This is a genomic window from Streptomyces sp. CB09001 (assembly GCF_003369795.1).
GTDB lineage: Bacteria > Actinomycetota > Actinomycetes > Streptomycetales > Streptomycetaceae > Streptomyces.
In genome coordinates this window covers 2979827-3004892 of record NZ_CP026730.1, presented here as the reverse complement: position 1 = coordinate 3004892, position 25066 = coordinate 2979827, and the positions used below count along the sequence as shown (strand labels likewise).

Here is a 25066-nt window from a genome sequence, read left to right as displayed (position 1 = left end):
ACCACAGACCGGGTGCCGGGACCGCCGTACGGGGGTCGGCGGCTTCGGCACCCCCTCGCTTCCTGGAAGGACCAACCGCTCATGGCCACCGCTGCGGAGACGGCTACCACGGACCCGACGGCTGCCACGGACCCGAGGGCTACCACGGACCCGAGGGCTACCACGGACCCGACGGCCGCCACCGACACGACGGCCGCGACGGGCCTCACCGGCACGTACGACGCCACCGACGCCGGCGCGTACGAGGTGCTCCGCGACCGTCTCGCCGCGCAGACCGCCGACCTCGCCCGCCGCGCCGACCTCCTCAACACCCGCCGGGTGGAGGAGTTCGGCTCGGCCCGGCTCGAACTGGCCTCCACCGAGCGGCTGCGCACCGAGCACCCGGGGGTGCCGTGCGACCTCGTCGCCGTCGGCGACGCCCTGCTCCTCGGCTCCACCGGCCGCCCGGGCCACCGCACCCGGACGGCGGCCGTGGCCGACGTCTTCACGCTGTACGACCGCGACCTGAACCCGCTGCCCGAGTCGGCCGTGCCCGGCCTGCTCGACGACCCGGCCTTCGTGCGGGAGTTCGCGGACCTGCACCGCTACTACCGGCAGGCCCGGCTGCTGCGGCTGCGTCCCGTCGACGGCAGACTGCTGGCCGTCTTCCGCACCGGCGAGAAGGCCGACGACATCCGCGTCCTGCGCTGGGAGCCGACCGAGGACGGGCGGGCGGCCTTCCTGGACGCGCGGGGCGAACGCGACGACGTGTTCCCGCCGTCCCACGACTTCGAGTGGACCGCCGCCACCCGCGAGGACCACGTCCTGGGCCGCCACCCGCACGTGTCGGTGCGCGGCGAGTTCCACGTCAGCGCGGTCGGCGGCGCCCTCACCGTCAAACTGGAGGACGACACCGAGACCGCCGAGGGCGTCTACTCCGAGCCCGTCGACGAACCCCTCCAGTCCCTGGCCGACGCCGACATCGCGCACGCCCGGGTCGGCGCCCTGATCCTGCTGCGCGTACGGCCCTACAAGGAGGACACCGACCGTCACCTGGTCTTCAACACCCTCACCAAGTCGGTGCTCCGCCTGGACGGCGTCGGCCTGGCCTGCCGCCGCCTGCCCGACGACCAGGGCATCGTCTTCCCCGGCGGCTACTGCCTGGCCACCGGCGTCCACAAGACGTACGAACTCGACGCGACCGGGCTGGAGTTCGAGCGGGAAGTGCGCTCGCCGAACGGCGAGGACGTGCTGTACGCCTTCCACGCGCGCGGCGAGAGCCGGGGCCTGCTCCTGTCGTACAACACCATCCGCAAGGAGGTCGCCAACCCGCTGCCCTGCCGGGGCTGGGCCCTGGCGGAGGACGGCACCTTCACCGTGCTGCGCGCGGACGGCGACGAACCCGCCCAGGTGCACCCCGTGCAGCTGTGGCACTCGCCGTACGTCTCCGACACGCACGCCGCCGCCGCGCCCGCCGGGAGCGGACCGCTGGCTCGCGTCGGCAACGCCGACCTGGTGCGCGGCATCTCCGCCTGCCTGTCCGTCGCCGGGGCCGTCGGCGAGGGCATCACCACCGCCGAGGGCTACCGGGCGCTGGCCGCCTCCTGCGTGCGCGCGGCCGACGGCCACCACTGGCTGGGCGAGGCGGACCTGGGCGACCTGGCCGGCGCGCTGGCCGCGGTCCGGGAGACCGCCGAGCAGGTGCTGGCCGAGTTCGAGACGGTGCGCGACCTGACCCGGCTGGCCGCCGAGGCCCGTGACGAGGCCGCCGAGCGGATCGCGTCGGTGGTCCGGCGGCTGCGCGGCGAGGCGCCCAAGGAGGCCGCCGCCTGGGTACGGGGCCTGACCGAACTGCGGCACGCCCACGGGCACCTGCTGACCGTCAAGGAGCTGCGGTACGCCGACGCCCCCGGCATCGACGCCCTGGCCGAGGAGGCCGAGACGTCGCTCGCCGAGCTGGGGCAGCGGGCCGTGGCCTTCCTCGCCCGCGAGGACGCCTTCGACGCCCAGCGCGCGGACGTCGCGGCGCTCGTCGCCGACGCGGAGGCCATCACCACCGTCGCCGAGGCCGTACCGGTCGCGGCCCGGCTCGACGAACTCGCCGACGGGCTGCGCACGGTCACCGACGTCGTCGCCGAACTCGACATGGGCGACGCCACCGTCCGCACCGCCCTGCTGGAACGCGCCGCCGCCGTCCTGGGCGGCGTCAACCGCGCCCGCGCCACCCTCGACGCCCGCCGCCGCGCCCTCCTCGACCGGGAGGGCCGCGCCGAGTTCACCGCCGAGACGGCCCTGCTCGGCCAGGCCGTCACCGCCGCGCTCGCCGCCGCCGACACCCCCGAGCGCTGCGACGACCAGCTCGCCCGTCTGCTGGCCCGCCTGGAGGACCTGGAGTCCCGCTTCGCGGAGTTCGACGGCTTCCTCACCGAACTCGCCGACAAGCGCACCGAGATCTACGACGCGCTCGCCGCCCGCAAGCAGGCCCTCGCCGACACCCGCGCCCGCCGCGCCGAGCAACTCGCCGCCTCCGCCGCCCGGATCATGGAGACCGTCACCCGACGGTGCGCCACCCTCGCCGACGCCGACGCGGTCAGCACCTACTTCGCCTCCGACCCCATGCCGGCCAAGGTCCGCCGCACCGCCGAGGAACTGCGCGCCCTCGGCGACAGCGTCCGCGCGGAGGAACTGGACGGGCGCCTCAAATCGGCCCGCCAGGAGGCCACCCGCGCCCTGCGCGACCGCACCGACCTGTACGCCGACGACGGCCGCACCTTGCGCCTGGGCGCCCACCTCTTCGCCGTCAACACCCAGCCCCTCGACCTCACCCTCGTCCCGGACGGCGACGGCCTCGCCTTCGCCCTCACCGGCACGGACTACCGCTCGCCGGTCACCGACCCGGACTTCGCGGCCACCCGCGCCCACTGGGACCGCACCCTGCCCTCGGAGTCCCCCGGCGTCTACCGCGCCGAACACCTCGCCGCCCGCCTGCTGCGGCAGCACGGCGCGAGCGCCCTGGCCGGCGCCGACGACCTGCCCGCCCTCGTCCGCGAGGCCGCGCAGGAGGCGTACGACGAGGGCTACGAGCGGGGCGTCCACGACCACGACGCGACGGTCGTCCTGACGGCGCTGCTGCCGCTGTACGAGCGGGCCGGGACCCTCGTCCACGAGCCCGCCGCGCGCGCCGCCGCCCAGCTCTTCTGGGTCCACGGCACCACGCCGCGAGCGCGCGAGGCCTGGACCCGGCGCGCCCGTTCCCTGGCCCGCGCCCGCGACACCTTCGGCCTCTCGGCCGCGATCGCCGCCCTGGAGGAGGAACTGGCGGAGGCCGTCGGCGCGTGGGCGCGGACGGGCTCGGTGACCGGCGAGGACACCGCCCGAGCCGCCGCCGCGTACCTCTTCCACGAACTGACCACCGCCCCCGACGGCTTCGTTCTCGGTGCCGGTACGCGCACGCTCCTGGAGAAGTTCCGCCGCACCGTGGGCGGCCCGGCCTACGACGAGGATCTGGCCGCGGTGGACGACCTGGCCGCCCGCGGGCAGCTCGCCGAGGCATGGATCTCGTCGTACGCCGCCGCCACCGGCGCCGGCCTCGCCCCCGGCGACCTGGCCGAGGCGGTCGCCGCCGAGCTGTGCCCGGACCTGCCCCGCTATGACGGCGACGCCCCGCCGACGGCCACCGCGGAGGGCCTGCTGGGTGCCCACCCGCGCATCACCGGAGGCAGGCTGGCGCTGCGCCTCGACGAGTTCCTCGCCCGTACCGCCCGCTTCGCGGCCGAGGACGTCCCCGCGTTCCGCGCCTACCAGCGGCGCCGTACCGCCCTCGTGGGCGCCGAGCGGGCCCGCCTGCGTCTGGACGACCACCGGCCGCGCGTCATGTCCGCCTTCGTCCGCAACCGGCTCGTGGACGAGGTCTACCTGCCGCTCGTCGGCGACAGCCTGGCCAAACAGCTCGGCGCCACCGGCGACGGCAAGCGCACCGACACGGGTGGCCTCCTGCTGCTGCTCTCCCCGCCCGGGTACGGCAAGACGACCCTGGTCGAGTACGTCGCCGAGCGCCTCGGGCTGATGCTGGTGAAGGTCGGCGGCCCCGCGCTCGGTCACGGCGTCACCTCGCTCGACCCGGCCGACGCGCCGAACGCCACCGCACGCCAGGAGGTCGAGAAGATCAACTTCGCGCTGGCGTCCGCGAACAACACGCTGCTCTACCTGGACGACATCCAGCACACCTCCCCGGAGCTCCTCCAGAAGTTCATCCCGCTGTGCGACGCCACCCGCCGGGTGGACGGCGTGTGGGACGGCGCGCCCCGCACCTACGACCTGCGCGGCAAGCGCTTCGCCGTCTGCATGGCGGGCAACCCCTACACCGAGTCCGGTGCCCGCTTCCAGGTCCCCGACATGCTCGCCAACCGCGCCGACGTCTGGAACCTCGGCGACGTCCTCACCGGCAAGGAGGAGGCCTTCGCGCTCAGCTTCCTGGAGAACGCGCTCACCGCCAACCCGGTCCTGGCCCCGCTGGCCGGCCGCGACCGCGCCGACCTGGAGCTGCTCGTCCGCCTCGCCACCGGCGACCCCACCGCACGCGCCGACCGCCTCGCCCACGCCCAACCGCCGGCCGAACTGGAGCGGATCCTGTCCGTCCTGCGCCACCTCGTGGCCGCCCGCGAGACGGTGCTGGCCGTCAACGCCGCCTACATCGCCTCCGCGGCCCGGTCGGACGAGACCCGTACGGAACCCGCCTTCCGGCTCCAGGGCTCCTACCGCAACATGAACAAGATCGCCCAGCGCATCCGCCCCGTCATGAACGACGCCGAACGCGCCGCCGTCCTCGACGACCACTACACGGCCGAGGCACAGACCCTCACCCACGGAGCCGAGGCCAACCTCCTCAAGCTCGCCGAACTGCGCGGCACGCTCACCCCCGAGGAGGCCGACCGCTGGGCCGAGGTGCGCACCGCCCACGTCCGCGCCCGCACCCTCGGCGGCCCGGAGGACGACCCGCTCACCCGTGCCGTCGCCGCCCTGGGCCTGCTCGCGGACCGCGTCGCCGCCGTCGAGTCCGCCATCACCCGCGCCACCGACCCCCGCCACCTCCTGGCCGATCCGCACCGGCGGCGCGCCGCCGGCGGAACGGAGCGGTGAGGCACCGGGAGGTGCCATTCACGGATCCCGGGTGTCCGGCGGGTCGTAGGCGTTCATCGGGCCCGCCAGGTCCGCCGCGTCGGTCGTGTCCGCCGAGCCCTCGGGGGCGCTCCGTCGAGTCGCTGTTCCGCCCAGATGGTCTCGTCGTGGCGGCTGTGCCGGACGCCCCAGCGCGTGCTCAGCCGGTCGACGAGCCGACGTGCCGTGCTCACCACTGGCCGTCGCTCGGGATGTCCCGCGCGGACCTTGGTGCAGTGCTGGGAGACGGGGTTTTGGAGTGCTCTCCCGGTCGAAGCCGGGAGATTCCTGCCTACCTTGCGGCAGCGGGCTTGACGCGCTTGGCGCGCCTGACGACTGCCCTCCCGGCAGCCGGGACGCGCGCGAGGCCCGTCCGGTACAGGTGCAGGACATTGCGGGCTGCGTTGTGGTCGGCGTTGCCCGTCCAGCCGCAGTCCGGGTTCTTGCACACGAACACGGCCTGGGACTCCCGGCTGCCGGGAGTGGTGATACCGCACGCCGAGCAGCGTCGGGAGGTGCCGGGGGCGGGGACCTGGTGCAGGGTGCCGCCGAGCAGGGCGGTCTTGTACGTCAGCATGCTGACCGTCCGGCCCCATGCCTCCCCGCTGATGGAGCGGTTCAACCCAGCTTTCTGGGCTACATGCTTCCCTGGCTCCTTGATCGTTCCCCTGGCCGACTTGACCATGCTCGTGAGGGTGAGTGCTTCGACGACGACGGTGCCGTAGGTGCGGGCGATGGCGGTGGTCGTCCGATGCTGCCAGTCAAAGGCCCGGCGCTTGGCTTTCGCGCGCAGTTCTGCGATCTGGTCATAGGTACGGTGAAGTCGGCGGCTGGTGCGCTCGCCGGGCTTCCGGTGCCGTTTACGCTGGGCGGCGCGCTGCTCGAGGTGCAGGAGCCGTGCCTGTTCTTTGGCGGTCAGCCACTCGCCGTGCTCGTAGGTTTCGCCGTCGGAGAGGGCGATGGGCACGTTGATTCCGACGTCGATGCCGACTTCGGGGCCGCTGTGGGGCTCGGGCTTGGTCCCAAGAGTCTGGACGCGGAAGGCGATGTGCCATCCGAGGGCGTCTTTGACCAGCCGGGCCCCGGTGATCCGGTTCTCTGGTCCGGCGTGCTTGCCGACGGGCAGGTCCTTGGTCCAGCGGAAGCGGACCCGGCCCACCCTGGGAATGTTGGCCATGCCCCAGCGGCGGTGCACGCGGACGATGTTCAGGTCCCGGCCCTGCGGGATGTCCACGGACATCACCGACCGGAACCGGCCCTTGAATTTCGGGGCGTTCGCCCGCCCCTCCCAGCAATTCTTCCACGCACGGAAGTAGGTTTTGAGGACCGTTTGCGCGGCCTGGGCGGGGAGAACCGCCAGGAAGTCGATGTCCTGACGGGCCTGCCGGATTGCGGCGTCGGCGTGTGCGAGTGTCCGCTTCTCCTTCGGCATCATCTGCCACCATGCGTGCAGCAGGTTCCACATCGTGCGGGCGGCGTGCGCCTGAGCATCGTTCTTCGACACCTCGGCGGGCGACAGTGCGAGCCGGGAGCGGTGCCCGAACTGTCGCTTCTCCAGGGTGCCTTGGCTCACGATCGAGAAACTAGCATCGGTTTGGGTCGCTCCGCTGGAACCCCAATCCGGATGTCAGAACCGGTCGCCATATTGTCTATAACCTGCACGTTCACTTGGTCTTCGTCGCCAAGTGTTGACGGAGCGCGCTCACTACAGCCACGTCCGCCGGTACCTGTGGGGCGGACACCTTGCGACCAAGGATGCCCTTCACCCCTGCCCTGATACCTTGAGAGCGGAGCTCTGGCCAGGACCAGAGGCCGACGGTGACCGCGCAGGTCGCCACCGACGCGTTCGCATCCGGCGCGGAGGCGCCGCACGCTCCCTTCGCGGCCCGGTCTTCCACCGCACCTTCTCGCATCGGCTCCGCGTGGCAACTCGGCCGACGGGTGTGCTTGGGGCGACGCAGCCGCGAGAACCCCGGAGAAACCGCGAGACCCCGGGGAAGGGAGACGGACTGCCGTGCACGTGCTCATCCTCGGCGGCACCACGGAGGCCCGCCGCCTCGCCGAACTGCTGGCGGCCGGACAGCCGGCGGGGCTACGCGTGACGACCTCCCTGGCGGGACGGGTCTCCGCGCCCGGAACACCCCCCGGCCAGGTGCGCGTCGGCGGCTTCGGCGGCGCCGAAGGACTCACCGGCTGGCTCCGCGAGCACGCCGTCGACCTGCTCGTCGACGCCACGCATCCCTTCGCCGGCACCATCACCCGCAACGCGGCACACGCCGCCGCCACCACCCGGGTCCCCCTGCTCGCGCTGCGCCGCCCCGGCTGGCGGCGGGTCGAAGGGGACGACTGGCACGAGGCCGGTTCCCTGGCGGAGGCCGCCGCGCTGCTGCCCGCGCTCGGCCGGCGGGTCTTCCTGACCACCGGCCGGACGGGCCTGGCGGCCTTCGCCGCTCTGACCGACCCGTGGTTCCTCGTACGGTCCGTCGACGCGCCCGAGGCGCCCTGCCCGCCCCGCACGGAGGTACTGCTGGACCGCGGCCCCTTCACCCTCGACGGGGAGCGCGAGCTGCTGCGCCGGCACCGGATCGACGTCCTGGTCACCAAGGACAGCGGGGGAGCGGCCACCGCCCCGAAGCTGACGGCGGCCCGTGAGGCGGGGCTGCCCGTGCTCGTGGTCCGCAGGCCCCCGCTGCCCGAGGGAGTGCCGGTCGTGGCCGGACCCGGACAGGCGGCACAGTGGGTCCGGCAGGCGCAGGCGCAGGCGCGGGCGCGGGCGGGACGCCGGCCCCAGGACAGGGCCTAGCCAGTCCCGACCGGCCGCTGCCCGGTCGCCCGCCTCACTCCTCCTCGCGGGCGATCGCGTTGATCGCGGCGGCGGCGAGCGCACTGCCCCCGCGGCGCCCCCGTACGACGAGGTGCTCCACCCCGGACGGGTGGGCGGCCAGCGCCTCCTTGGACTCGGCGGCACCGACGAAGCCGACGGGTACGCCGATGACCGCGGCCGGGCGCGGAGCCCCCTCGTCGATCATCTCCAGGAGCCGGAAGAGCGCGGTGGGCGCGTTGCCGACGGCGACCACGGCGCCCTCCAGCCGGTCCCGCCACAGCTCCAGCGCGGCGGCGCTGCGCGTGGTGCCGAGCCGGGCCGCCAGCCCGGGGACGGCGGGGTCGGACAGGGTGCACACGACGTCGTTGTCCGCGGGCAGCCGGGCGCGGGTCACACCGCTCGCCACCATCCGTACGTCGCACAGCACGGGAGCACCGGTCAGCAGGGCCTCGCGGGCGCGGGAGACGACGCCGGGGGACCAGGACAGGTCGCGGACCAGGTCGACCATGCCGCAGGCGTGGATCATCCGGACCGCGACCCGGCCGACGTCGGCGGGCAGCCCGGACAGGTCGGCCTCCGCGCGGATGGTGGCGAAGGACTGGCGGTAGATGGCCGCACCGTCCTTCTCGTACTCGTACTCGTACTCGTACTCGTTCTTGGCGTCGTACGGGGTCACGGTGCTCTTCTCGCTGCTCTCGGTCGGCGGACGGCCACGGCGGGGAGCATACCGACCACCCGAACGGGCGCCGGGAGAGTCAACGGGGGCGGGGAGCGACCAGGCCCGACTCGTAGGCGAGGACGACGAGTTGCGCCCGGTCGCGGACGTGCAGCTTGGCCATGGCACGGTTGACGTGGGTCTTCGCGGTCAGCGGGCTGATCACCAGGCGGGCCGCGATCTCGTCGTTGGACAGCCCCTGCGCGACCAGTGCGACGGCCTCGCGTTCGCGTCCGGTCAGCTCCGCCAGCCGGGTACCGGCGTCGTGGTGGAGCGGACGGCTGACGTAGTGGTCGATCAGCCTGCGGGTGATCGACGGAGCCAGCAGCGCCTCGCCGCGGGCCGCGACCCGCACGGCGTGCACGAGGTCGTCCGGGAGGATGTCCTTGACGAGGAATCCGGCGGCGCCCGCGCGCAGCGCCTCGAAGACGTACTCGTCCATGCCGTAGTTGGTCAGGACGACGACGTGCACGCCCGCCAGCGCCGGGTCGGCAGCGATGCGCCGGGTGGTCTCGATGCCGTCCAGGACCGGCATCTGCACGTCGACGAGCGCGATGTCGGGCCGCAGTTCCCCGGCAAGGGCCAGGCCCTCCCTGCCGTCGCCCGCCTCGGCCACCACCTCGATGTCGTCCTCGAGGTCGAGCAGGGCGCGGAAGCCGCTGCGCACGAGCGGCTGGTCGTCGACGAGCAGGACACGGATCAAGGGGTGTGCTCCATGTGCTCCATGTGCTCCAGAGGGAGTTCGGCCTGGACGGTGAAGCCGCGTCCGCGGCGCGGTTCGGCGCGCAGCCGGCCGCCGAGGGCGTCGACGCGTTCCCGCATCCCGAGCAGCCCCATGCCGGGGACCGCGACGGTGTCCGGGGTGGCCGTGCCGTCGTCGTCGACCCGGATCGCGAGGACGCCGGGGCGGTAGTCGATGCGGACCGACGCGGTGCCGGCGCGGGCGTGCCGGGCGACGTTGGTCAGCGACTCCTGCACGATCCGGTAGGCGGTCCGGCCCACCGCGGCCGGCACGTCGGGCCGCTCTGCGCCGGCCGGCCCGTCGACCACCAGCTCCGCCGCCAGCCCGGTGCGGCCGGCCCGCGCCACCAGCTCCGGTATGTGGTCGAGTCCGCGCGGCGGGGTGGTGTCCTCGTCGCGCAGGGCCCGCAGGGTGGCGCGCAGCTCCCGGGTCGCCTCCCGGCCGGCCGCCTGGATCGCCAGGAGCGCCTCCGGCACGGGTTCGCCCCGCCGGCGGGCGACGTGGACGGCGACCTCGGACTGCACCTTGACGATCGAGATCTGATGGGTGAGGGAGTCGTGCAACTCCCGGGCGATGTGCAGCCGTTCCTCGTCGGCACGGCGCCGCGCGGTCTCCTCCCGGGTGCGTTCCGCCTCTTCCGCACGCCGCTCGGCCTGCCGCAGCGCCTCTCCGGCGGCGGCCGCGGCGATCAGCCACGCGATCTCCAGGGCGCCACGGGCCCGCGCGTACGCCTCCCCCAGGTCGTGCAGCGAGACCAGGGCGGCGAGCGGCAGGGCGGCCACCATGGCCACGGAGGCGATCACCGTGACGGCGCGGTGCCCGGCCCGCACGGCCGCGTACACCGCGAACAGGAACGCGACGACCGGCACGTCGAACCCAGCCGCCTGGTAACCCACGGCGCACAGAGCGGTCACCGCCAGTACGAGCCGGGGAGCCCGGCGACGGGCGGCCAGCACCAGGCCGCCGGCGGCGAGCAGCGCGTGGCCCAGCAGCGGACCGGGTCCGGTGCCGAAGTCCCCGCCGGACCGGCCGGCGAGCAGCAGTGCCACCGCCACGCCGACGGCGATCGTCCAGTCGACGACCGGCACCGGGACCGGCACCCGCACCCGCACGGGGACCGGCACCCGCACGGGGACCGGCACCCGCACGGGGACCGGCACCCGCGCCCGCGCCCGGACCGGGACCGGGACCGGGACCGGGACACCGAACCGTCGTTTGCCCATGCGCGCACCCTAGCCACCCGCCGTGCGAGGCGAGTCCCGCGCGCGCACGAGCCGCCACTACCGCGACCGCGGTAGGCGGGCGGCTCTCTGCCGCGTCCGCGGCAGGCCCGTACGCCGTCGGCGGCAGCGCGAAGTGCCTGCCGCGGCGGGACGACCCGCGACGGTCCCGGCAGGCACCCTCACTTGCAGTGCGGGCGTGACGCGCACACCGCATCGGGAGCGCGGCGCACGAGAAGACGCGAAACGGGAGAGAGGGAGACGGACATGCTCACACCCGCGGCCTGGACACTCGCCGCCGACGCCTACGACATGAGCGCCGGCCGGCTGGGGGCCTCGACGGCAGCGGTACTCGCCCTGTGCGGCGTGGCCGCCGGATGGCTGGCGCTGGCCCGCCCCACCGGCCGCCTCGGCACCGGCACCGGCCGGCTGGGAGCGGTGACGGCGCTGACCGCCGGGCTGTTCTCCCTGGCCCTCGGCGGCCTGGTGGCGGTCACCGCGGACGGGGGCCTCGGCACGGGCAACGGCCTCGGCGGCGCCTACGTGGCCCTGCTCGTGGGCCTCGTCGCCGCCGTCCTCGGAGGCCGCGCACTGGCCCGCACCCGGGGGCAGAAGTACCCCTCAGGGGTACGGGGCTGAGGGGGGCGGCGGTGCTCGGTTTGCGGTGCGCCGCACGGTGAAACCCGGCAGGCACCCACACGTACGCGTGAACGGAAGGGAAGCGGCCACCATGCCCACCACCGTCAACGACCTGCTCCGTACCTACCCGGCCGACCTCGGCGGCGTGGACCGGGAGGCCATGGCCAGGTGCATCGAGGAGTGCCTCAGGTGCGCCCAGGCGTGCACCGCGTGCGCCGACGCCTGTCTGTCGGAGCCCACCGTCGCCGATCTGACCAAGTGCATCCGCACCGACATGGACTGCGCCGACGTCTGCACCACCACGGCCGCGGTCCTGTCCCGGCACACGGGCTACGACGCCAACGTCACCCGGGCCGTGCTCCAGGCCTGCGCGACCGTCTGCGCGGCGTGCGGCGACGAGTGCGCCCGGCACGCCGACATGCACGAGCACTGCCGGGTCTGCGCCGAGGCGTGCCGGAGCTGCGAGCAGGCGTGCGAGGAACTGCTCGCCGGCCTGGGCTGACCTGGGCCGCGGCCCGGTCGGTGATGCGCGCGGTCGGTGATGCGCGCGGTCAGTGGTAGGCGTGGACGACGGCGTGGCCCTTGCCGCGGCCGATCATCCACTTGTTGACCGGCGTGGTGATCACGAACGCCACGGCGAAGCCGCCGAGCAGGGCGTACCAGAACAGCCCGTCCGACAGGTGCGCGTCCATCGCGCCCGGTACGAGGGCGATGATCCCGTTGTCGACCAGTTCCATCACGGCGATGGAGACGGTGTCGGCGGCCAGCGCCACCTTGATCGCGGCCTTCATGGACACCCCGGCGCGCACCACCGCGAAGAGCGTGAGGGAGTAGCCGAAGACGAAGGCCAGGGCGATGGCCAGCACCATGGTCGGCACATTGCCCCACATCAGCGCGGTGCCGATGACCATGCCGAGGATCTCGCCGATGGCACACCCGGTGAGGCAGTGCAGCGTCGCCTGCATGGCAGTGGCCCAGGTGGTGCCGTGCCTGTGGGTGTGACCGTGACCGTGCCCGGTGCCTGCGGGGGCGGAGTGGTGCGTGCTGTGGTCCATGACGGGGAGAATATACCCCCCAGGGGTATCCAGTCCAGAAGGAGGAGCGGCGAATCTCCGTTGCTCCCCGGCATGCGGTGGCCTACCGTCCCGGTCATGCTGCCCTCGGTGGAAACGGACGAGGAGTGGGGCGCGGTCGTCCCCGACGAGACGGTGATGCGCCGCGGTGCGGCCGACCTGTGCGCACGCCTGGGCCTCGCCGACGCGCCGCTGACCCGCTTCCCGGACGGCTCCCAACCGGTCTACGCGGTGGGCGACGAGCACGTGCTCAAGCTGTTCCCGGCAGCCGCGGCGCAGGACGGCATCGCGGAGGGCCGCGTCCTCACCCACCTCCAGGGACGGCTGCCGACACCGACCCCGCGAGTCCGGGACTTCGGTCCGTACGAGAACGGCTGGCAGTACGTCCTGATGTCCCGCCTCCGCGGCGAGAACCTTGCCCACGCCTGGGACCGCGTGCCGCGCGACCACCGCGAACGGCTCGTCACCGAGGTCGGCGAAACCCTCGCGGTACTGCACTCCCTCGACCCCGCCCCCCTCGGGGACGTCCTCGGTCCCGGCGACTGGGGCGCCTTCCTGGACCGTCAGCGAGCCGGCGCCGTGGCACAGCAGCGCGCCCACGGGCTGCCGGCCGGCCGGCTGGAGCAGATCCCCGGCTTCCTGGCCTCGGTCCCGCTGCCGCGCGACCCGGACGGCTGCCTGCTGCACACCGAGGTGATGCGACAGCACCTCCTGGTCGACCCCGACGGGTGGCGGCTGACCGGGCTCTTCGACTTCGAACCCGCCATGATCGGTGACCGCGCCTACGACTTCGTGGCAGTGGGCCTGTTCGTCACCGGCGGCGACCCGGACCTGCTGGCCCGCCTGGCCAAGGCGTACGGCCGCACCTTCGACCCGTCGGTACTGCTCGCGTACACGCTGCTGCACGTGTACAGCGACCTCCCCTGGTACCTGCGCGAACTGCCCGTGCCGGCCGGGGAAACACTCCCGTCGCTCGCGGAGGCGTGGTTCGGCACCGCGAGTTGACGCGCGTCAGGCGCTCCCTCCCCCTGCTCCCCGATTCCTGGCCCAGCCCGGTCCGGCCCGGCCGTCAGGCCGACTTCAGGGCTGCGACGCCTGCCGCCACGTAGAACACGATGAACAAGGCCGGAATCCACAGCTCCACCAGCGTGAGCGGGACGTACTGCCTCAGCGTCTTCCCGTCGCCCAGTTCTGCCCACTCGGCGTCGTACGAGCGCGCGGGCAGCCGCTGCTCGAGCGCGCCGATGACCTTGTACTTCGCCCGGTTGAGCTGCCGGTAGGAGGTGATGAGCAGGAACCAGGCTCCGCATTGGCCCACGGCGACGAGTCCGGCCACCACCACTCCCCAGGCCGGCGTGCCCCGCAGGACGGTGCCGCCGACCGCGCCGGCGGCGGCCAGCAGGGCCGCGTTGACCGTCAGGAAGAAGGTGTTGGTCAGGCTCCTGCGGGCGCTGATCCGGTCGGCCATCTCCACGCAGAGCCTGTACTGCTCCATGATCGCCGCCTGGTACTTCTCCCTGTCCGCGGTGTAATGCCCGGCGTCCAGGCGGCCGTTCCACAGTCGGTCGTCCAACTCGGTGAGGGCGTGGGTGTCCGTCGCGTCAGGACTCACGCGGGCACTTCCTCGACGTCCCCGGCCTCCGGCGGCGGCAGTTCCTCCTCGACCTCGCGCACCTTGATGTCGATCCTCCCCGGCTTGTTGCGGGAAGGGGCGACCTCCTCGACGGCGACCCACATCCGCCTGCCCTCTTTGACCCGGCTGGCCTCCAGGTCCTCGCGCAGCGACTGCGACATCCTGCGCGCGTGCAACAGGGCGAGCGTGGGCAGGTCCGGGTATCCGTCCAGCCTCACCAGCACGAATCCCGCGTTCGGGACGCTTACGGTCGCACCTTGCCGCTCCCCGACCCGGGGGTACGCGTCCAGCGACGGAGCCGGAGGCGGAACGGCGGGAGCCGGCACACCGGTCGGCTGGTTGGCGAGCGCGATCTCGATGCGCTGGCGCGCCCGGTCGATCCACCTGATGACGACGGGCACCTCGTCCTGCTCCTTCAGCCCCGTCGCCTCATGGTCCCGCACCCGGGAGCGGCCGCCCCCGGGCAACTCGACCCAGACACCCGCCTTGTTCACGTCGTACACCCGTGCGGTGAATGCCGAGCCCCGCCGATAGGTCTGTTCCCACTCCTCCCACGGATCTTCGCCTTCCTGCTGCGTGAAGATGAGGGTGTTCTCCCGATTCACGAAAAAGCCGGAGACTTCCTTGCCGACGAAAAACCTCTGCGACATGTGGTCCGGGACGGCCTCCCGGTAGCTCACGTCTTGTTTGTGCATCTCGGCGATGCGACGCGGATTGCGGACGTCGCGCACTCGGATATGGTCCTCGCTGATCTCCTCGACTCTGGCTTTGGCGCGCAACCGGTCCTCAGGGATGTAGGGGCGCAGATCCATCTCGGGCTCACGCCGTTGCTGACGCATCGCTTCGATCTCCGCGTGCAGATCGCTGCGCAGCTTGGCCAGGCCCCTGAAGCTCCACTCGTACGACACCACGCGAAACTGCCCGTGGGTGTTGCTGGGCACCACGGCGCCCTCGTGCGCGATCACCACGAGCCGTTTCCTCAGGCACAGCGCCCAGGCCAACTCCATGGCGACGGACGTCGAGGGAACGGACAGATCGGCGACCACGAAGCCGGCCCGGTCGATCCCGGACCAGGCGACGTCCATCGCGCTCTCGGTGGTACCCGGAGCCTTGTCGGCGCGCTCGGCGCGCAGTTCCCAGTTCCTGATCCAGTCCTCGAAGTGACCTTCGTACAGATCGTCGAAGTTCTCCACGCGGCCGTTCGGCAGTTCCTTCTCGTCGTAGGGCATCGCGAAAAAGACCATGTCCTCTTCGACCGACCCTCGACGTCGCAGATCCAGTGTCATTCTTCCTCCGCTGATGGCGCTCCAGTTCGATCGGAGCGCTGCGCTGTCCCCGGCGTCCGCTGCCGACGGGTGATTGATCTTGAGCATCGGGGACGGTGAGATTTGTTCGCCACCTGGCGGGAGAAGCCATAATCAATGAATCAATCCGAATGCCCGGGAGGTGGTCCGAGTTGGCGGGCAGGCCGGGGCGTCGGGAACAGCCGCTCGACCCACGAGAGGGGCCGCTCGCACGCTTCGCGCTGGGGCTGCGGGCTCTGCGCCACCGGGCCGGGCTCACCTACACGGAGATGGCTGAGACGGCCCGCTACTCCGCCAGCACCCTGTCCCAGGCCGCCGCCGGGCAGCGGCTCCCCACCCGAGAGGTACTCCGTGCCTACGTCCGCGCCTGCGGTGGGGACCCGCACGGATGGGAAGAGCGCTGGGAGTCCGTACGACGTGAGGTCTACGGGGCCGAGAAGCAGGAGAAGGTCTCCCGCGCCACCCAGCGTCGTCCCGACCAGGCGGAGGCCACGAGCTTTGTGGGCCGCGAGCCCGAACTGGCCGTCGGCAGCGGGCTTCTGGAGCGGTGCCGGCTGGTCACGCTGGTCGGGACGGGCGGGGTGGGGAAGACCCGGCTGGCCAGGCGCATCGTCCGTGAGGTGGCCGAGCGGTTCGAGGACGGCACGTACTGTGCCGAGCTGGCCGACCTGGGCAGCGGCGACGCGATCGTCGAGGCGGTCACCTCGGCCTTCGGCGTACAGGTCGCGGCGGGGCAGGACCCCATGCACACGCTGGCCGGGGCACTGCGTGGACGGAGGGTCCTCCTCCTGCTCGACAACTGCGAGCACGTGCTGGACGGTTGTGCCCACGCCGTCCGCGACCTGCTCACGCTCCTGCCGGACCTCCGCGTGCTCGCCACCAGCCGGCAACCACTCGACGTCGGCGCCGAGCACGTGCTGCGGGTGAGGCCACTGGACCTGCCGGCCGTGGGGCGTGGTCATCCGCTCCACAGCCCCGCCGGGGACGAGGACCCCATGGCCTCACCGGCCGTGACTCTCTTCGCCGACCGGGCCGAGGCGGCCTCGCCCGGCTTCCGGGTCACCGAGGCGAACCGGCACACCGTCGCTCGCGTGTGCCGGCGGCTGGACGGCCTTCCCCTCGCCCTGGAGATCGCCGCGCGCCGGCTGCGCACAGTGACCATCGAGGAACTTCTGGAACGACTCGACCACCGGTTCCGCCTGCTCGGTCCCGGCGGCCGTGACCGCACGGTCCACCCCCGCCACCAGGCACTGCGCGCGCTCTTCGACTGGAGCTACGAGTTGTGCACCCAGGCAGAGCGAAGGGCCTGGCAGCAGCTGTCGCTGTGTTCCGGCGGGGCGCTGCTGGCCGATGCCGAGCAACTCTGCGGGAGTGCCGGCGAACATGACGTGCCCGTTTCCGACGCGGCCGACGACGCCTTCGAAGCCGTGGCCGGTCTCGTGGACAAGTCACTGCTCACCAGTGAGGAGACCGGCGGTCAGACCCGTCTGCACATGCTTGAGACCGTTCGCGCCTACGGGCAGGAACGCCTCGCCGAAAGCGGCCGGGCACAGCACGCCCTACGACGCCATCGCGCCTGGTATCTCGGCCTGGCCGCACAAGCGGGAAACGCCTACGGCTCCCGCGAAGAGGCCGGCTGGCTGCGTCGCCTGCGCGCCGAACACCCCAATCTGCGGCAGATCGTCACCGCACCGCCCCCGGTCGGTGAACCCGCGGAGACCGTACTGCGCGCCTCCCTCGGCTTCTGGCTGCACTGTCTGACGTCGGCCAACGTGGGAGAGGGCGCACGTTGGATGCGCAAGACACTCGAACGGTACCCGCGGCCTCTGTCCCCCGAGGCCGTCGGCATCTGGTGCCAAGCGGTCTGGGTGGCCGGCTTCCTGCTGCTTCTCCACGGGGATCACGGCAGGACCGGGGACATGATCAGCCGGGGCGAACGAGCTCTGGCCGGCATGCCCGCCGCGTCCGGCGACACGGGCCCCTCCGCGCACGGGGCGAGCAGGGCCGAAATCTCTGCCGCGTTCCTCCAGTTACGCGGCTTGGCGGCACTGATCTCCGGCGACACGGAGGCCTCGGCGGCGTACGCGCGGTCCTCCCTGGCGATCGGACAGTGGTCCGACTCCCTGTTGACGCACGCACAGTGCATCGCCCAACTCGGCTTCACCGCCGTCATCCAGGGCGATCGTGCGCGCTCCACCGCCTTGCTCGAACAGGCCCTCGCGATGTCCGAGGCCCGAGGGGACACATGGCACCGGTGCTACCTGCTGTGGGCCCTCGCCGTGGATCACGGCGAGGCCGAGCGACCGGAGGTCGCCCTGCGACTCCTGCACCGCGCGCTCCAGCACACCGGGGAGATCGACGAACACCTGGGAGAGGCAGTCCTCGGCGAGACCCTGGCCTGGGTGTCCTCCTCCTATGGCGACGTACGCTCGGCGGCAGTCGTACTGGGGGCCGTGGACCGCGTGTGGCACCCGTCCGGCACCCCTCGGCTCTTCGGCTTCGCTCTCCTGACCTCCCACCGCGAACGCTGCATCCGCAACGCCCGTACGTCCCTCGGTGACATCGAGTACGCACGTGCGTACCAGGAAGGCCAGACCCTCGGTCTGCGTCACGCGCTGGAGAGGGCGTTTCGGAACAACGGGCCGGCAGCGGCGACCGGCGCCCGCCCCGGTCCCTCGCCGGGGTAGGGCACCGGTGGAGACCGGAGAACCCCGGCTGTCGGGCCGGGGTGCACTGCTGCGGGCTCCGGCGCGAGGGTCAGTGACTGCCGGTGAGTTCGCCGGTGAGCCTGCCGTGGAGGTCGGCGCTCGGGGTGTTCAGGCCGGTGATCTCGACGGTCTTGCCGCGCTGCCCGTACTTCGTCTCGATCGCGTCCAGGGCGGCCACGGAGGAGGCGTCCCAGATGTGGGCGGCGGACAGGTCGATGACGACCCGGTCCGGGTCGCCCGCGTAGTCGAACCGGCCGACGAGGTCGTTGGAGGAGGCGAAGAACAGCTCTCCGGTGACCCGGTAGACGACCGTGGTGCGGTCGGGGTCCGTGACGGCGGTGACCTCGGCGAGATGGGCGACGCGCCGGGCGAAGACGACCATGGCGGTGACCGTGCCGACGACGACGCCGATGGCGAGGTTGTCGGTGGCGACCACGACGATCACCGTGATGACCATGACGGCGATCTCCCCGGCGGGCATCCGCTTCAGGGTCTTCGGCGCGATGGAGTGCCAGTCGAAGGTACCGAAGGCGACCATGACCATGACGGCGACCAGAGCGGCCATGGGGATGTCGGAGACGACCGGGCCGAAGACGATGCACAGCACCATCAGGAACGACCCGGCGAGGAAGGTGGAGACGCGGGTACGGGCGCCGGACACCTTCACGTTGATCATGGTCTGGCCGATCATGGCGCAGCCGCCCATGCCGCCGAAGAAACCGGTGACGATGTTGGCGACGCCCTGGCCGATGGACTCCCGGGTCTTGGAGGAGTGGGTGTCGGTGATGTCGTCGACGAGCCTGGCGGTCATCAGCGACTCCATCAGGCCGACCAGCGCCATGGCGAGGGCGTAGGGCGCGACGGTGGTCAGGGTGTCCAGGGTGAAGGGCACGTCCGGCAGGCCCGGCACCGGCAGCGAGGACGGCAGCTCGCCCTTGTCACCGACGGTGGGCACCGCGATCCCGGCCGCGACGGTGATCACGGTGAGGATGACGATGGACACCAGCGGGGCCGGCACCACCCTGGTGACCTTCGGGAAGAACACCATCAGCGCCAGGCCGCCGACGATCAGCGGGTAGACCGGCCAGGGCACGTCGTGCATCTCCGGCACCTGCGCCATGAAGATCATGACGGCGAGGGCGTTGACGAAGCCGGTCATCACCGACCGGGGCACGAACCGCATGAGCTTGGCCACGCCCACCGCGCCCAGGACGATCTGGAAGACGCCGGCCAGGATGACGGTCGCGACCAGGTAGCCCAGACCGTGCTCCCGGTTCATCGGCGCGATGACGAGCGCGACCGCGCCGGTGGCGGCGGAGATCATCGCACGGCGACCGCCGACGATCGAGATCGTCACGGCCATCGTGAAGGAGGCGAACAGGCCGATCGCCGGGTCGACACCGGCGATGATCGAGAACGAGATGGCCTCGGGGATCAGGGCCAGGGCGACGACGAGGCCGGCCAGGACCTCGGTGCGCCAGACCTTCGGATCGTTCAGCCAGTCGGGCTTGAGGGCGCGCAGCCGCGCCGCGGGAGTCGTGGCAGTCACAGCGGCAGAAGACAAGGAGATGCGTACCTGTCGTGCTCGGGCACACCCACGGGCAGGCCGGGCGTGCGGCAGGGGCGCGCAGGGGGCCGGGCCGGCACCCCGCGGGTGACCCGCGGGGCGGGCCGGAAGTCCAGGGGCGAGGGACGCGGGGCAGGGCCGACGCGGACCCGGCCGGGCTGCTCACATCCAGGGGCGAAGGGTCACGGCGGGCACGCGGCGGCGACCGGCGTCAGGGGCTCGCGCACGCTCTCTCCCGCGGGAATCGGATCTTCGCCGGGGGCGTCATCGGCCCCGGAACGGCAGGGTGGGCAGCCGAGGCCGCCCTCACCGTCCCCAACTCTACCCTAACGTTAGAGTAGAGGCCGGCGAGCCGACGGGCCGACGCGAAGAGCCAGGAGAACGGCGTGGACGACGTGGACGACAGGCACATGCAGATCGGTGAGGTCGCCGCGCGGACGGAGCTGTCCCTGCGCACCATCCGGCACTACGAGGAGACCGGCCTGGTCATCCCCTCCGCCCGGTCCCAGGGCGGCTTCCGCCTCTACACCGAGACCGACGTCGCCCGCCTCATGGTCATCCGCCGGATGAAGCCGCTCGGCTTCACCCTCGAGCAGATGCGCGACCTGCTCGACGCCACCGACCGCCTGGACGGCGACGCCCCACTCGACACGGCCGAGCGCGACGCCCTGCTGGAACGCGTCCGCACCTACCAGCAGGCCGCCGCCGAACAGGTGGAGAAACTCCGAACCCAACTCTCCCGCGCCGAGGACTTCGCCACCACCCTGGCAGCCCGCCTGAACCAAACGGCCCCGCCCGCGGACGCACAGCGCAACGACGACACCTCCTGACCGGCGCCGCTCCCGTCGATCCCGGACGCGCGGCGTGTGCGCTGGTTGATGTCACCGTTGGATGTCAACGGAACAGATCCGGAGCTGGGGAGACCTCCAACACATCCTCCGGCCGGTCTGCCCATCGCCACCACGTGTGCCGGTCGGAGCACCGCCACACTGCCCGGCAAGTCCGCCGCCCGTCGTCTTCCCGCTTGGCGAGGATCAGCCCGAGCGGCCTTAGAGGTTGGCCGCACTCGGGGCAGGATGGGGCCTCGCCGCTTATTACGTGCACTTTCATCCTTGCCGCGCTCGCCACGATTCGACATGGTGGCACCTGGCTCTCTGGGTATATCCGCCGTGGACGCCTGCACCGACTGCACCCCAGAAGGGCTCTGCGTCCCGGAAATGCCGGTGGCCCTCCTGTCAGCGCTCAGAAGCCCGTCTACTGATCACCCCTACCGCTGACCAGCGGACCTGAAGAAGCCCACGGCATCTGACCAGTTCAGATGCCGTGGGCCTCCGTCGTTGTTGGTCAGCGTCGGCTGGCTCTGGACGGCCCAGGGGCGGCCCAGGCGGCCGGGCCGCAGGCGGGGGTGCGACCGCGGATCAGGCTTCGACTGCCCGTAACGGTATGCCCGACTGGATGTCTCGCTGACCTCAGCCGTGGCAATCTGCCTCGTGCACCAGAGTGAGGGGATAGCCCATGGCGTACCAGGCCACGACGCTGCATTTGCTGATCTCCTGCCCGGGGGATATCACCAATGAGGATCGGGAAGTAATCCATCGATCAGTGAATCGATGGAATGTCAACTATGGGCAGCAATTCCAGCTAACGATCCTGCCGATTTGGTGGGGTGAGAATGCGTCTGGAGAATTCGGAGAGCACCCTCAAGACGTCATCAACAGACAACTTGTTGATGGTGCAGATATGGCTCTTGCTATCTTCTGGGCCCGTCTGGGAACGAGGTCGGATCGGGCAGTATCCGGAACATCTGAAGAGATTGAACGTATGGCACGTGCTGGCAAAACAGTGACCATTTTGCATTGCACTCGACCGGTTTCCAGTGGTGACCTTGAGCAGCAAGTCGCATTGCGTGACTACCTTAAAAGTATCGAACCGAACGCGTTGGTGATGACTTACGCCAACGAGGCCGAACTGGTGAGCAGGGTCGATAATCTGCTGAGCAGGCAGGCGACAGTGTTCATGGCGAAAGCCTCTGGCGCGAAAAGTCGTACACCAGAGGAAGACCCCGGAGTTTGGCCGAGTGTGGACTTCAGAGAGCGGGTTGAAACGGACTCCAAGGGAAGGGTGCGTACTCGCCGATCTCACTACATTGTCCTCACAAACAGAGGGCGCACCCCAGCAAAGAATGTGACGTTCTTCATTGAGCCGGACGATGGCATGATCCTACGTGACGACGACCAGGCTATCGATGCGATTGCTCCCGATTCGGAAATCCGGTTCCCACTTGCGCTAAGCATGGGTAGCCCGAGCCAGTTCAACTGCACAGTCAGGTGGCAGGGGCGGGACGGAGAGGAAAGGGAAAACGTGGCTACCCTGCGCCCCGTCTAGCGCTAGAACCCTCCCACTGGCTCCCCGGTTCCCCTATTTACTCCGAGTGTTACGATGCCTGCCGCTAAGAGAGGCGAGGTATGGACATGGAGCGCCCGAGGGCCTTTATTAGTTTCCGCATGGAAGATCGCTGGGCTCGGGACTTCCTGAAGGAACACGCGCGGGACACGAAAGACGCGGTGGAGTTCATCGACTACTCCATTCATGATCCTTTCGACTCATCATGGAAGAGGCAGTGCAAGCTGAGGATCGCCGAGACGAAGGGAACCATCGTCCTGATTGGGGCAACCACGCATCAGTCAGAGCCGGTGGAGTGGGAGATCAAAGAAACTCTTGAGCAAGGTCATCAAATCTTTGGGATTCAGGTAAACGATGGAGAAACTCATCCACTCCCGAAGGGTATCCCCTCGGAGAGTGTAATTCGATGGGACTTCGCTCAGATTTCCTCATGGCTCTCAACCTGGGTGTGATGGATGAACTATCTGGAACAAGTGGCCGCTGATATTCGGGCTGAGATTCCGACCTCCGTCTTGCCTCGCGGCGACGTGAATGACTTGCTCAACATGTATGCGGCTCTCGCTTACGCGAAAGGCGTTGATGTAACAGCTTCAGACGTGCATGATGTTTGGAGCGCATGGCAGTTGAAGCATGATCCTTCCCATGCCTATTTACTTCCGTACGATCAGCTTTCCTCATCAGTGCAACAGCAGGACGCTGTTTATGTGCTGGCCATTCGTAAAGTGGCCGAGCGGTTGACGAGCCAGGATCGGGTCACTCAGGCGTTGGTTCCGTATGGTCCTCCAACCACGGAAGAGGATAAGGAGCGACTTTTTGAGCTATATAAACTCATGGTGCAGAGCTCGGAAGGGCTAGTAGGTCGTCGTCAAGGCGTAAATACTTTCTTCATCACTGCAAATGGTGTGATGTTGACAGGGCTAGGGTTCTTCATCAAGGCGGGTGGAAGTCAGATACTCAAGTCCGTCGGAGTTCTTGTGATCGCCCTGACGGGCCTTATCCTCGCCAATGCCTGGAAGAGCCTTATCGTCTCATTTGGGCAACTCAATACAGGAAAATTCGCGGTAATCAACAGACTTGAGCGGTTTCTGCCTGCTGCAATCTTCTATTCCGAGTGGGAGGCTCTAGAGCGGGGCCAGAACCCTAAGGTGTATCGCTCTTCCACGTCGCGTGAAATCTGGGCACCGCATCTGCTTACCGCTCTGTACGCGCTTGCGGCTGCAGGTGCCTCCCTAGTTGCCGTTGGTGTGTGGAATCCTTAAAGTCGAGGTCGGCGGAGCGGCTTTGTGCTGGAGCTGCTTTGGGGCGAGTGATCTTGGGCCCGTAAGCTGATGGCGAGTCGGGCAGTCTGTGGACCTGCCCGTTGAAGCGCGACGTTGGGGCCAAGATCCTAGCTAGGGCATGTCCAACAGGTGACGAGCGGCACGGTCGGGCGCGCCCTTCGCCCGACCGGCCGTTGGCGGTGGCGCACTTCAGCCGATCTTCGCCGACTCGTCGAAGAACCTGACGATCCGGGGCAGGGCTTGCCGCACCGACCCGTTGTGGTCGTATTCGCCGACGTCGGTCAGCCGGTGTGCGGCGCCGTTCCTCGTCAACTGGTCGGCACAGTAGGCCGCGTGACTGATGTCGACGTCCTTGTCGCCCCGGCCGTGGAAGATCTCCACTGGTACGTTCGGCCGCCAGTCGCAGGTGTTGTCCATCGGGCGCAGTTTGTCCTTCAGGACACCGTCGGGCTTGCGGATCTTGTTCAGGAAGTCCTCGGTGAACAGGTCCTTGGAGAACGTCGGGAGTGTGTCGACGATCTGCTTGGTGGTGTGATGGCCGTCGAAGAGACCCTCCACCTCGCTGTCGTAGGGGGAGCGGAAGACGTCGCCAGGTGACGTGTAGAGGCCGTACGTCTTGTTCCAGGCGGTGACGAAGTAGGCGAGGTAGATGCCGGATTTGGCGATCTTGTCGTCGGCTGCGGCGGCTTCGAAGGCCGAGAGGTTGTAGGGGCCGCTGACCGGGGCGAGTGCCCCCAGTCTGAAGTAGCGGTCGGCGCCCTCCTGCTGAAGCGCCCGGCCTACCAGCATGGTTGCGGGGCCGCCCTGCGAGAACCCGCTGACCTGGACCTTCCGCTTCAGTTCCCGGCCGTTCCGGTGGGCGAAGGTCCGGGCTGCGCGCAGGCCGTCCACCGAGGCCGCGACGGTGGCCCGAGGGTCACCGTAGGGGTGGAAGCCTTCGCCCGAGCCGAGGCCCACGTAGTCGGGTGCCGAAACGGCCCGCCCGGTCGAGGCGAACAGCAGGGCGACGAGCCGGTCGTTCGACTTCGGATTCTCCGAGGCGACGTCCTTGCGGTAGACGGTGGTGCCGTGCAGCCAGGAGACGGTGGACAGGTGACGTGCCCCGTTCTTGGGCAGGACGACGAGCTGGCTCGCGGTCGTGGGGGCGCCCGTGCTGTCGGTGGTGCGGTAGGTGACCCGATAGGCGGTCACGCCGTAGCGGACCTGAGAGGAGTCGATCTTTCCGCGGAGTTCCCCGGCCACTTCCTCCGCTGTGAGGTCGGCCGCTTGCTCGACGGAGACAACGGCCCCACCCTGTGCCCGCTCGCTGTGGGAGCCGGCCGCCGCCGAGACCGGAGCCACCAGGGCGGACACACTGCCGAGCACCGCCGCACCAGCCAGAATCCGGATACTTGTTCGCCGTAAAGTCATGGATGGATCATGCCCGTCGGCCGCTCCGCTGGGACATGGAGCGAGCCCCCGGACCGCAAAGGGGGAAACCCCCTCGGGGTCCGTAGGGGATACCTGATGGTGCGGGGGAGTGGACCGTACTGTTCGGCAGCGGATGGGTCGGGCCGGGGGCGAGGGCCACCAGGGCTTCGTCCGGGGGACGTCGATGGGCGGTGGTGTGCCACGCGGTCCGTCGGACACGCCCTGAGGGATGGTGCCCCAGACCTGGTAGCGCGTAGTGGCACGCGTGTGGCACGACCCCGGACACGACGAAGGGCCGACCCGGGAGGAAACCCCTCCCGAGCCGGCCCTTCTCCCCGTGCCCCCGGCAGGATTCGAACCTGCGACACCCGCTTTAGGAGAGCGGTGCTCTATCCCCTGAGCTACGGAGGCG

At 70.5% G+C, this 25066-nt stretch carries 19 protein-coding genes and 1 tRNA gene; 10 read left to right on the top strand and 10 right to left on the bottom strand.

Annotated features, from left to right (window positions below):
* The first annotated feature begins 81 nt into the window (after window positions 1-81).
* The gene (locus C4J65_RS13640; RefSeq protein ID WP_115742665.1) at window positions 82-5118 is read left to right on the top strand and encodes a DNA repair ATPase; all 5037 of its coding nucleotides are present in this window, start codon (window positions 82-84) and stop codon (window positions 5116-5118) included.
* Window positions 5119-5428: 310 nt separating this feature from the next.
* On the opposite strand, the gene C4J65_RS13635 is transcribed toward C4J65_RS13640, so the two are convergent.
* Entirely contained in the window at window positions 5429-6709 is a 1281-nt protein-coding gene (locus C4J65_RS13635; RefSeq protein ID WP_115742664.1) for an RNA-guided endonuclease TnpB family protein, read from the bottom strand.
* Between the two features lie 441 nt (window positions 6710-7150).
* On the opposite strand from C4J65_RS13635, the gene C4J65_RS13625 reads away from it, so the two are divergent.
* Window positions 7151-7939: a cobalt-precorrin-6A reductase gene (locus tag C4J65_RS13625; RefSeq protein WP_115742663.1), complete on the top strand. Its 789-nt coding sequence runs from the start codon at window positions 7151-7153 to the stop codon at window positions 7937-7939.
* A 34-nt stretch (window positions 7940-7973) separates the two neighbouring features.
* Here C4J65_RS13625 and C4J65_RS13620 read toward each other — a convergent pair whose 3' ends face one another.
* From C4J65_RS13620 to C4J65_RS13610, 3 genes are all read right to left on the bottom strand, one after another.
* Window positions 7974-8636 carry a precorrin-8X methylmutase gene (locus C4J65_RS13620; RefSeq protein WP_115742662.1) on the bottom strand — a complete coding sequence of 221 codons (663 nt, stop codon included), beginning with the start codon at window positions 8634-8636 and terminating at the stop codon, window positions 7974-7976.
* Window positions 8637-8715: 79 nt separating this feature from the next.
* The gene (locus tag C4J65_RS13615) at window positions 8716-9378 is read right to left on the bottom strand and encodes a response regulator transcription factor (RefSeq protein WP_115742661.1); all 663 of its coding nucleotides are present in this window, start codon (window positions 9376-9378) and stop codon (window positions 8716-8718) included.
* A complete protein-coding gene (locus tag C4J65_RS13610; protein ID WP_115742660.1) occupies window positions 9375-10640 on the bottom strand; it encodes a sensor histidine kinase in 1266 nt (421 codons plus the stop codon). Before C4J65_RS13610 ends, C4J65_RS13615 begins: the two co-directional genes overlap by 4 nt.
* Before the next feature lie 264 nt (window positions 10641-10904).
* On the opposite strand from C4J65_RS13610, the gene C4J65_RS13605 reads away from it, so the two are divergent.
* Window positions 10905-11276, top strand: a complete 372-nt coding sequence (locus C4J65_RS13605) for a DUF6223 family protein (RefSeq protein ID WP_115742659.1) — start codon at window positions 10905-10907, stop codon at window positions 11274-11276.
* 91 nt (window positions 11277-11367) lie between these two features.
* Window positions 11368-11778, top strand: a complete 411-nt coding sequence (locus C4J65_RS13600; protein WP_115742658.1) for a four-helix bundle copper-binding protein — start codon at window positions 11368-11370, stop codon at window positions 11776-11778.
* A 49-nt stretch (window positions 11779-11827) separates the two neighbouring features.
* Here C4J65_RS13600 and C4J65_RS13595 read toward each other — a convergent pair whose 3' ends face one another.
* Complete coding sequence (locus C4J65_RS13595) at window positions 11828-12331, bottom strand: DUF4396 domain-containing protein (protein ID WP_115742657.1); 504 nt, start codon at window positions 12329-12331, stop codon at window positions 11828-11830.
* Between the two features lie 96 nt (window positions 12332-12427).
* Between C4J65_RS13595 and C4J65_RS13590 the strand changes: the two genes are divergently transcribed.
* Window positions 12428-13354: an aminoglycoside 3'-phosphotransferase/choline kinase family protein gene (locus C4J65_RS13590; RefSeq protein WP_162833174.1), complete on the top strand. Its 927-nt coding sequence runs from the start codon at window positions 12428-12430 to the stop codon at window positions 13352-13354.
* 64 nt (window positions 13355-13418) lie between these two features.
* Here the strand turns inward: C4J65_RS13590 and C4J65_RS13585 are convergent, their stop codons facing one another.
* Both C4J65_RS13585 and C4J65_RS13580 read right to left on the bottom strand, forming a co-directional pair.
* Window positions 13419-13961, bottom strand: a complete 543-nt coding sequence (locus C4J65_RS13585) for a hypothetical protein (RefSeq protein WP_240330417.1) — start codon at window positions 13959-13961, stop codon at window positions 13419-13421.
* The gene (locus C4J65_RS13580; protein WP_162833173.1) at window positions 13958-15268 is read right to left on the bottom strand and encodes a hypothetical protein; all 1311 of its coding nucleotides are present in this window, start codon (window positions 15266-15268) and stop codon (window positions 13958-13960) included. The genes C4J65_RS13585 and C4J65_RS13580 overlap by 4 nt, the downstream gene beginning before the upstream one ends.
* A gap of 170 nt (window positions 15269-15438) precedes the next feature.
* Between C4J65_RS13580 and C4J65_RS13575 the strand changes: the two genes are divergently transcribed.
* Window positions 15439-17973: a helix-turn-helix domain-containing protein gene (locus C4J65_RS13575; RefSeq protein ID WP_162833172.1), complete on the top strand. Its 2535-nt coding sequence runs from the start codon at window positions 15439-15441 to the stop codon at window positions 17971-17973.
* Window positions 17974-18043: 70 nt separating this feature from the next.
* Here the strand turns inward: C4J65_RS13575 and C4J65_RS13570 are convergent, their stop codons facing one another.
* Complete coding sequence (locus tag C4J65_RS13570) at window positions 18044-19543, bottom strand: SulP family inorganic anion transporter (protein ID WP_115742654.1); 1500 nt, start codon at window positions 19541-19543, stop codon at window positions 18044-18046.
* A 413-nt stretch (window positions 19544-19956) separates the two neighbouring features.
* Between C4J65_RS13570 and C4J65_RS13565 the strand changes: the two genes are divergently transcribed.
* The 4 genes from C4J65_RS13565 to C4J65_RS13545 all read left to right on the top strand — a co-directional run bounded on the left by C4J65_RS13565 (window position 19957) and on the right by C4J65_RS13545 (window position 23223).
* On the top strand, window positions 19957-20391 hold the full coding sequence (locus tag C4J65_RS13565) for a MerR family transcriptional regulator (protein WP_205351136.1): 435 nt from the start codon (window positions 19957-19959) through the stop codon (window positions 20389-20391).
* Window positions 20392-21076: 685 nt separating this feature from the next.
* A complete protein-coding gene (locus C4J65_RS36045) occupies window positions 21077-21946 on the top strand; it encodes a hypothetical protein (protein WP_162833171.1) in 870 nt (289 codons plus the stop codon).
* A gap of 80 nt (window positions 21947-22026) precedes the next feature.
* Window positions 22027-22416, top strand: a complete 390-nt coding sequence (locus C4J65_RS13550; RefSeq protein WP_205351004.1) for a TIR domain-containing protein — start codon at window positions 22027-22029, stop codon at window positions 22414-22416.
* 3 nt (window positions 22417-22419) lie between these two features.
* Window positions 22420-23223, top strand: a complete 804-nt coding sequence (locus tag C4J65_RS13545) for a hypothetical protein (RefSeq protein ID WP_205351003.1) — start codon at window positions 22420-22422, stop codon at window positions 23221-23223.
* A gap of 210 nt (window positions 23224-23433) precedes the next feature.
* Here C4J65_RS13545 and C4J65_RS13540 read toward each other — a convergent pair whose 3' ends face one another.
* Both C4J65_RS13540 and C4J65_RS13535 read right to left on the bottom strand, forming a co-directional pair.
* A complete protein-coding gene (locus tag C4J65_RS13540) occupies window positions 23434-24609 on the bottom strand; it encodes a lipase family protein (RefSeq protein ID WP_162833170.1) in 1176 nt (391 codons plus the stop codon).
* A 383-nt stretch (window positions 24610-24992) separates the two neighbouring features.
* Window positions 24993-25065 (bottom strand) — tRNA-Arg (locus C4J65_RS13535).
* Window position 25066: the final 1 nt, after the last annotated feature.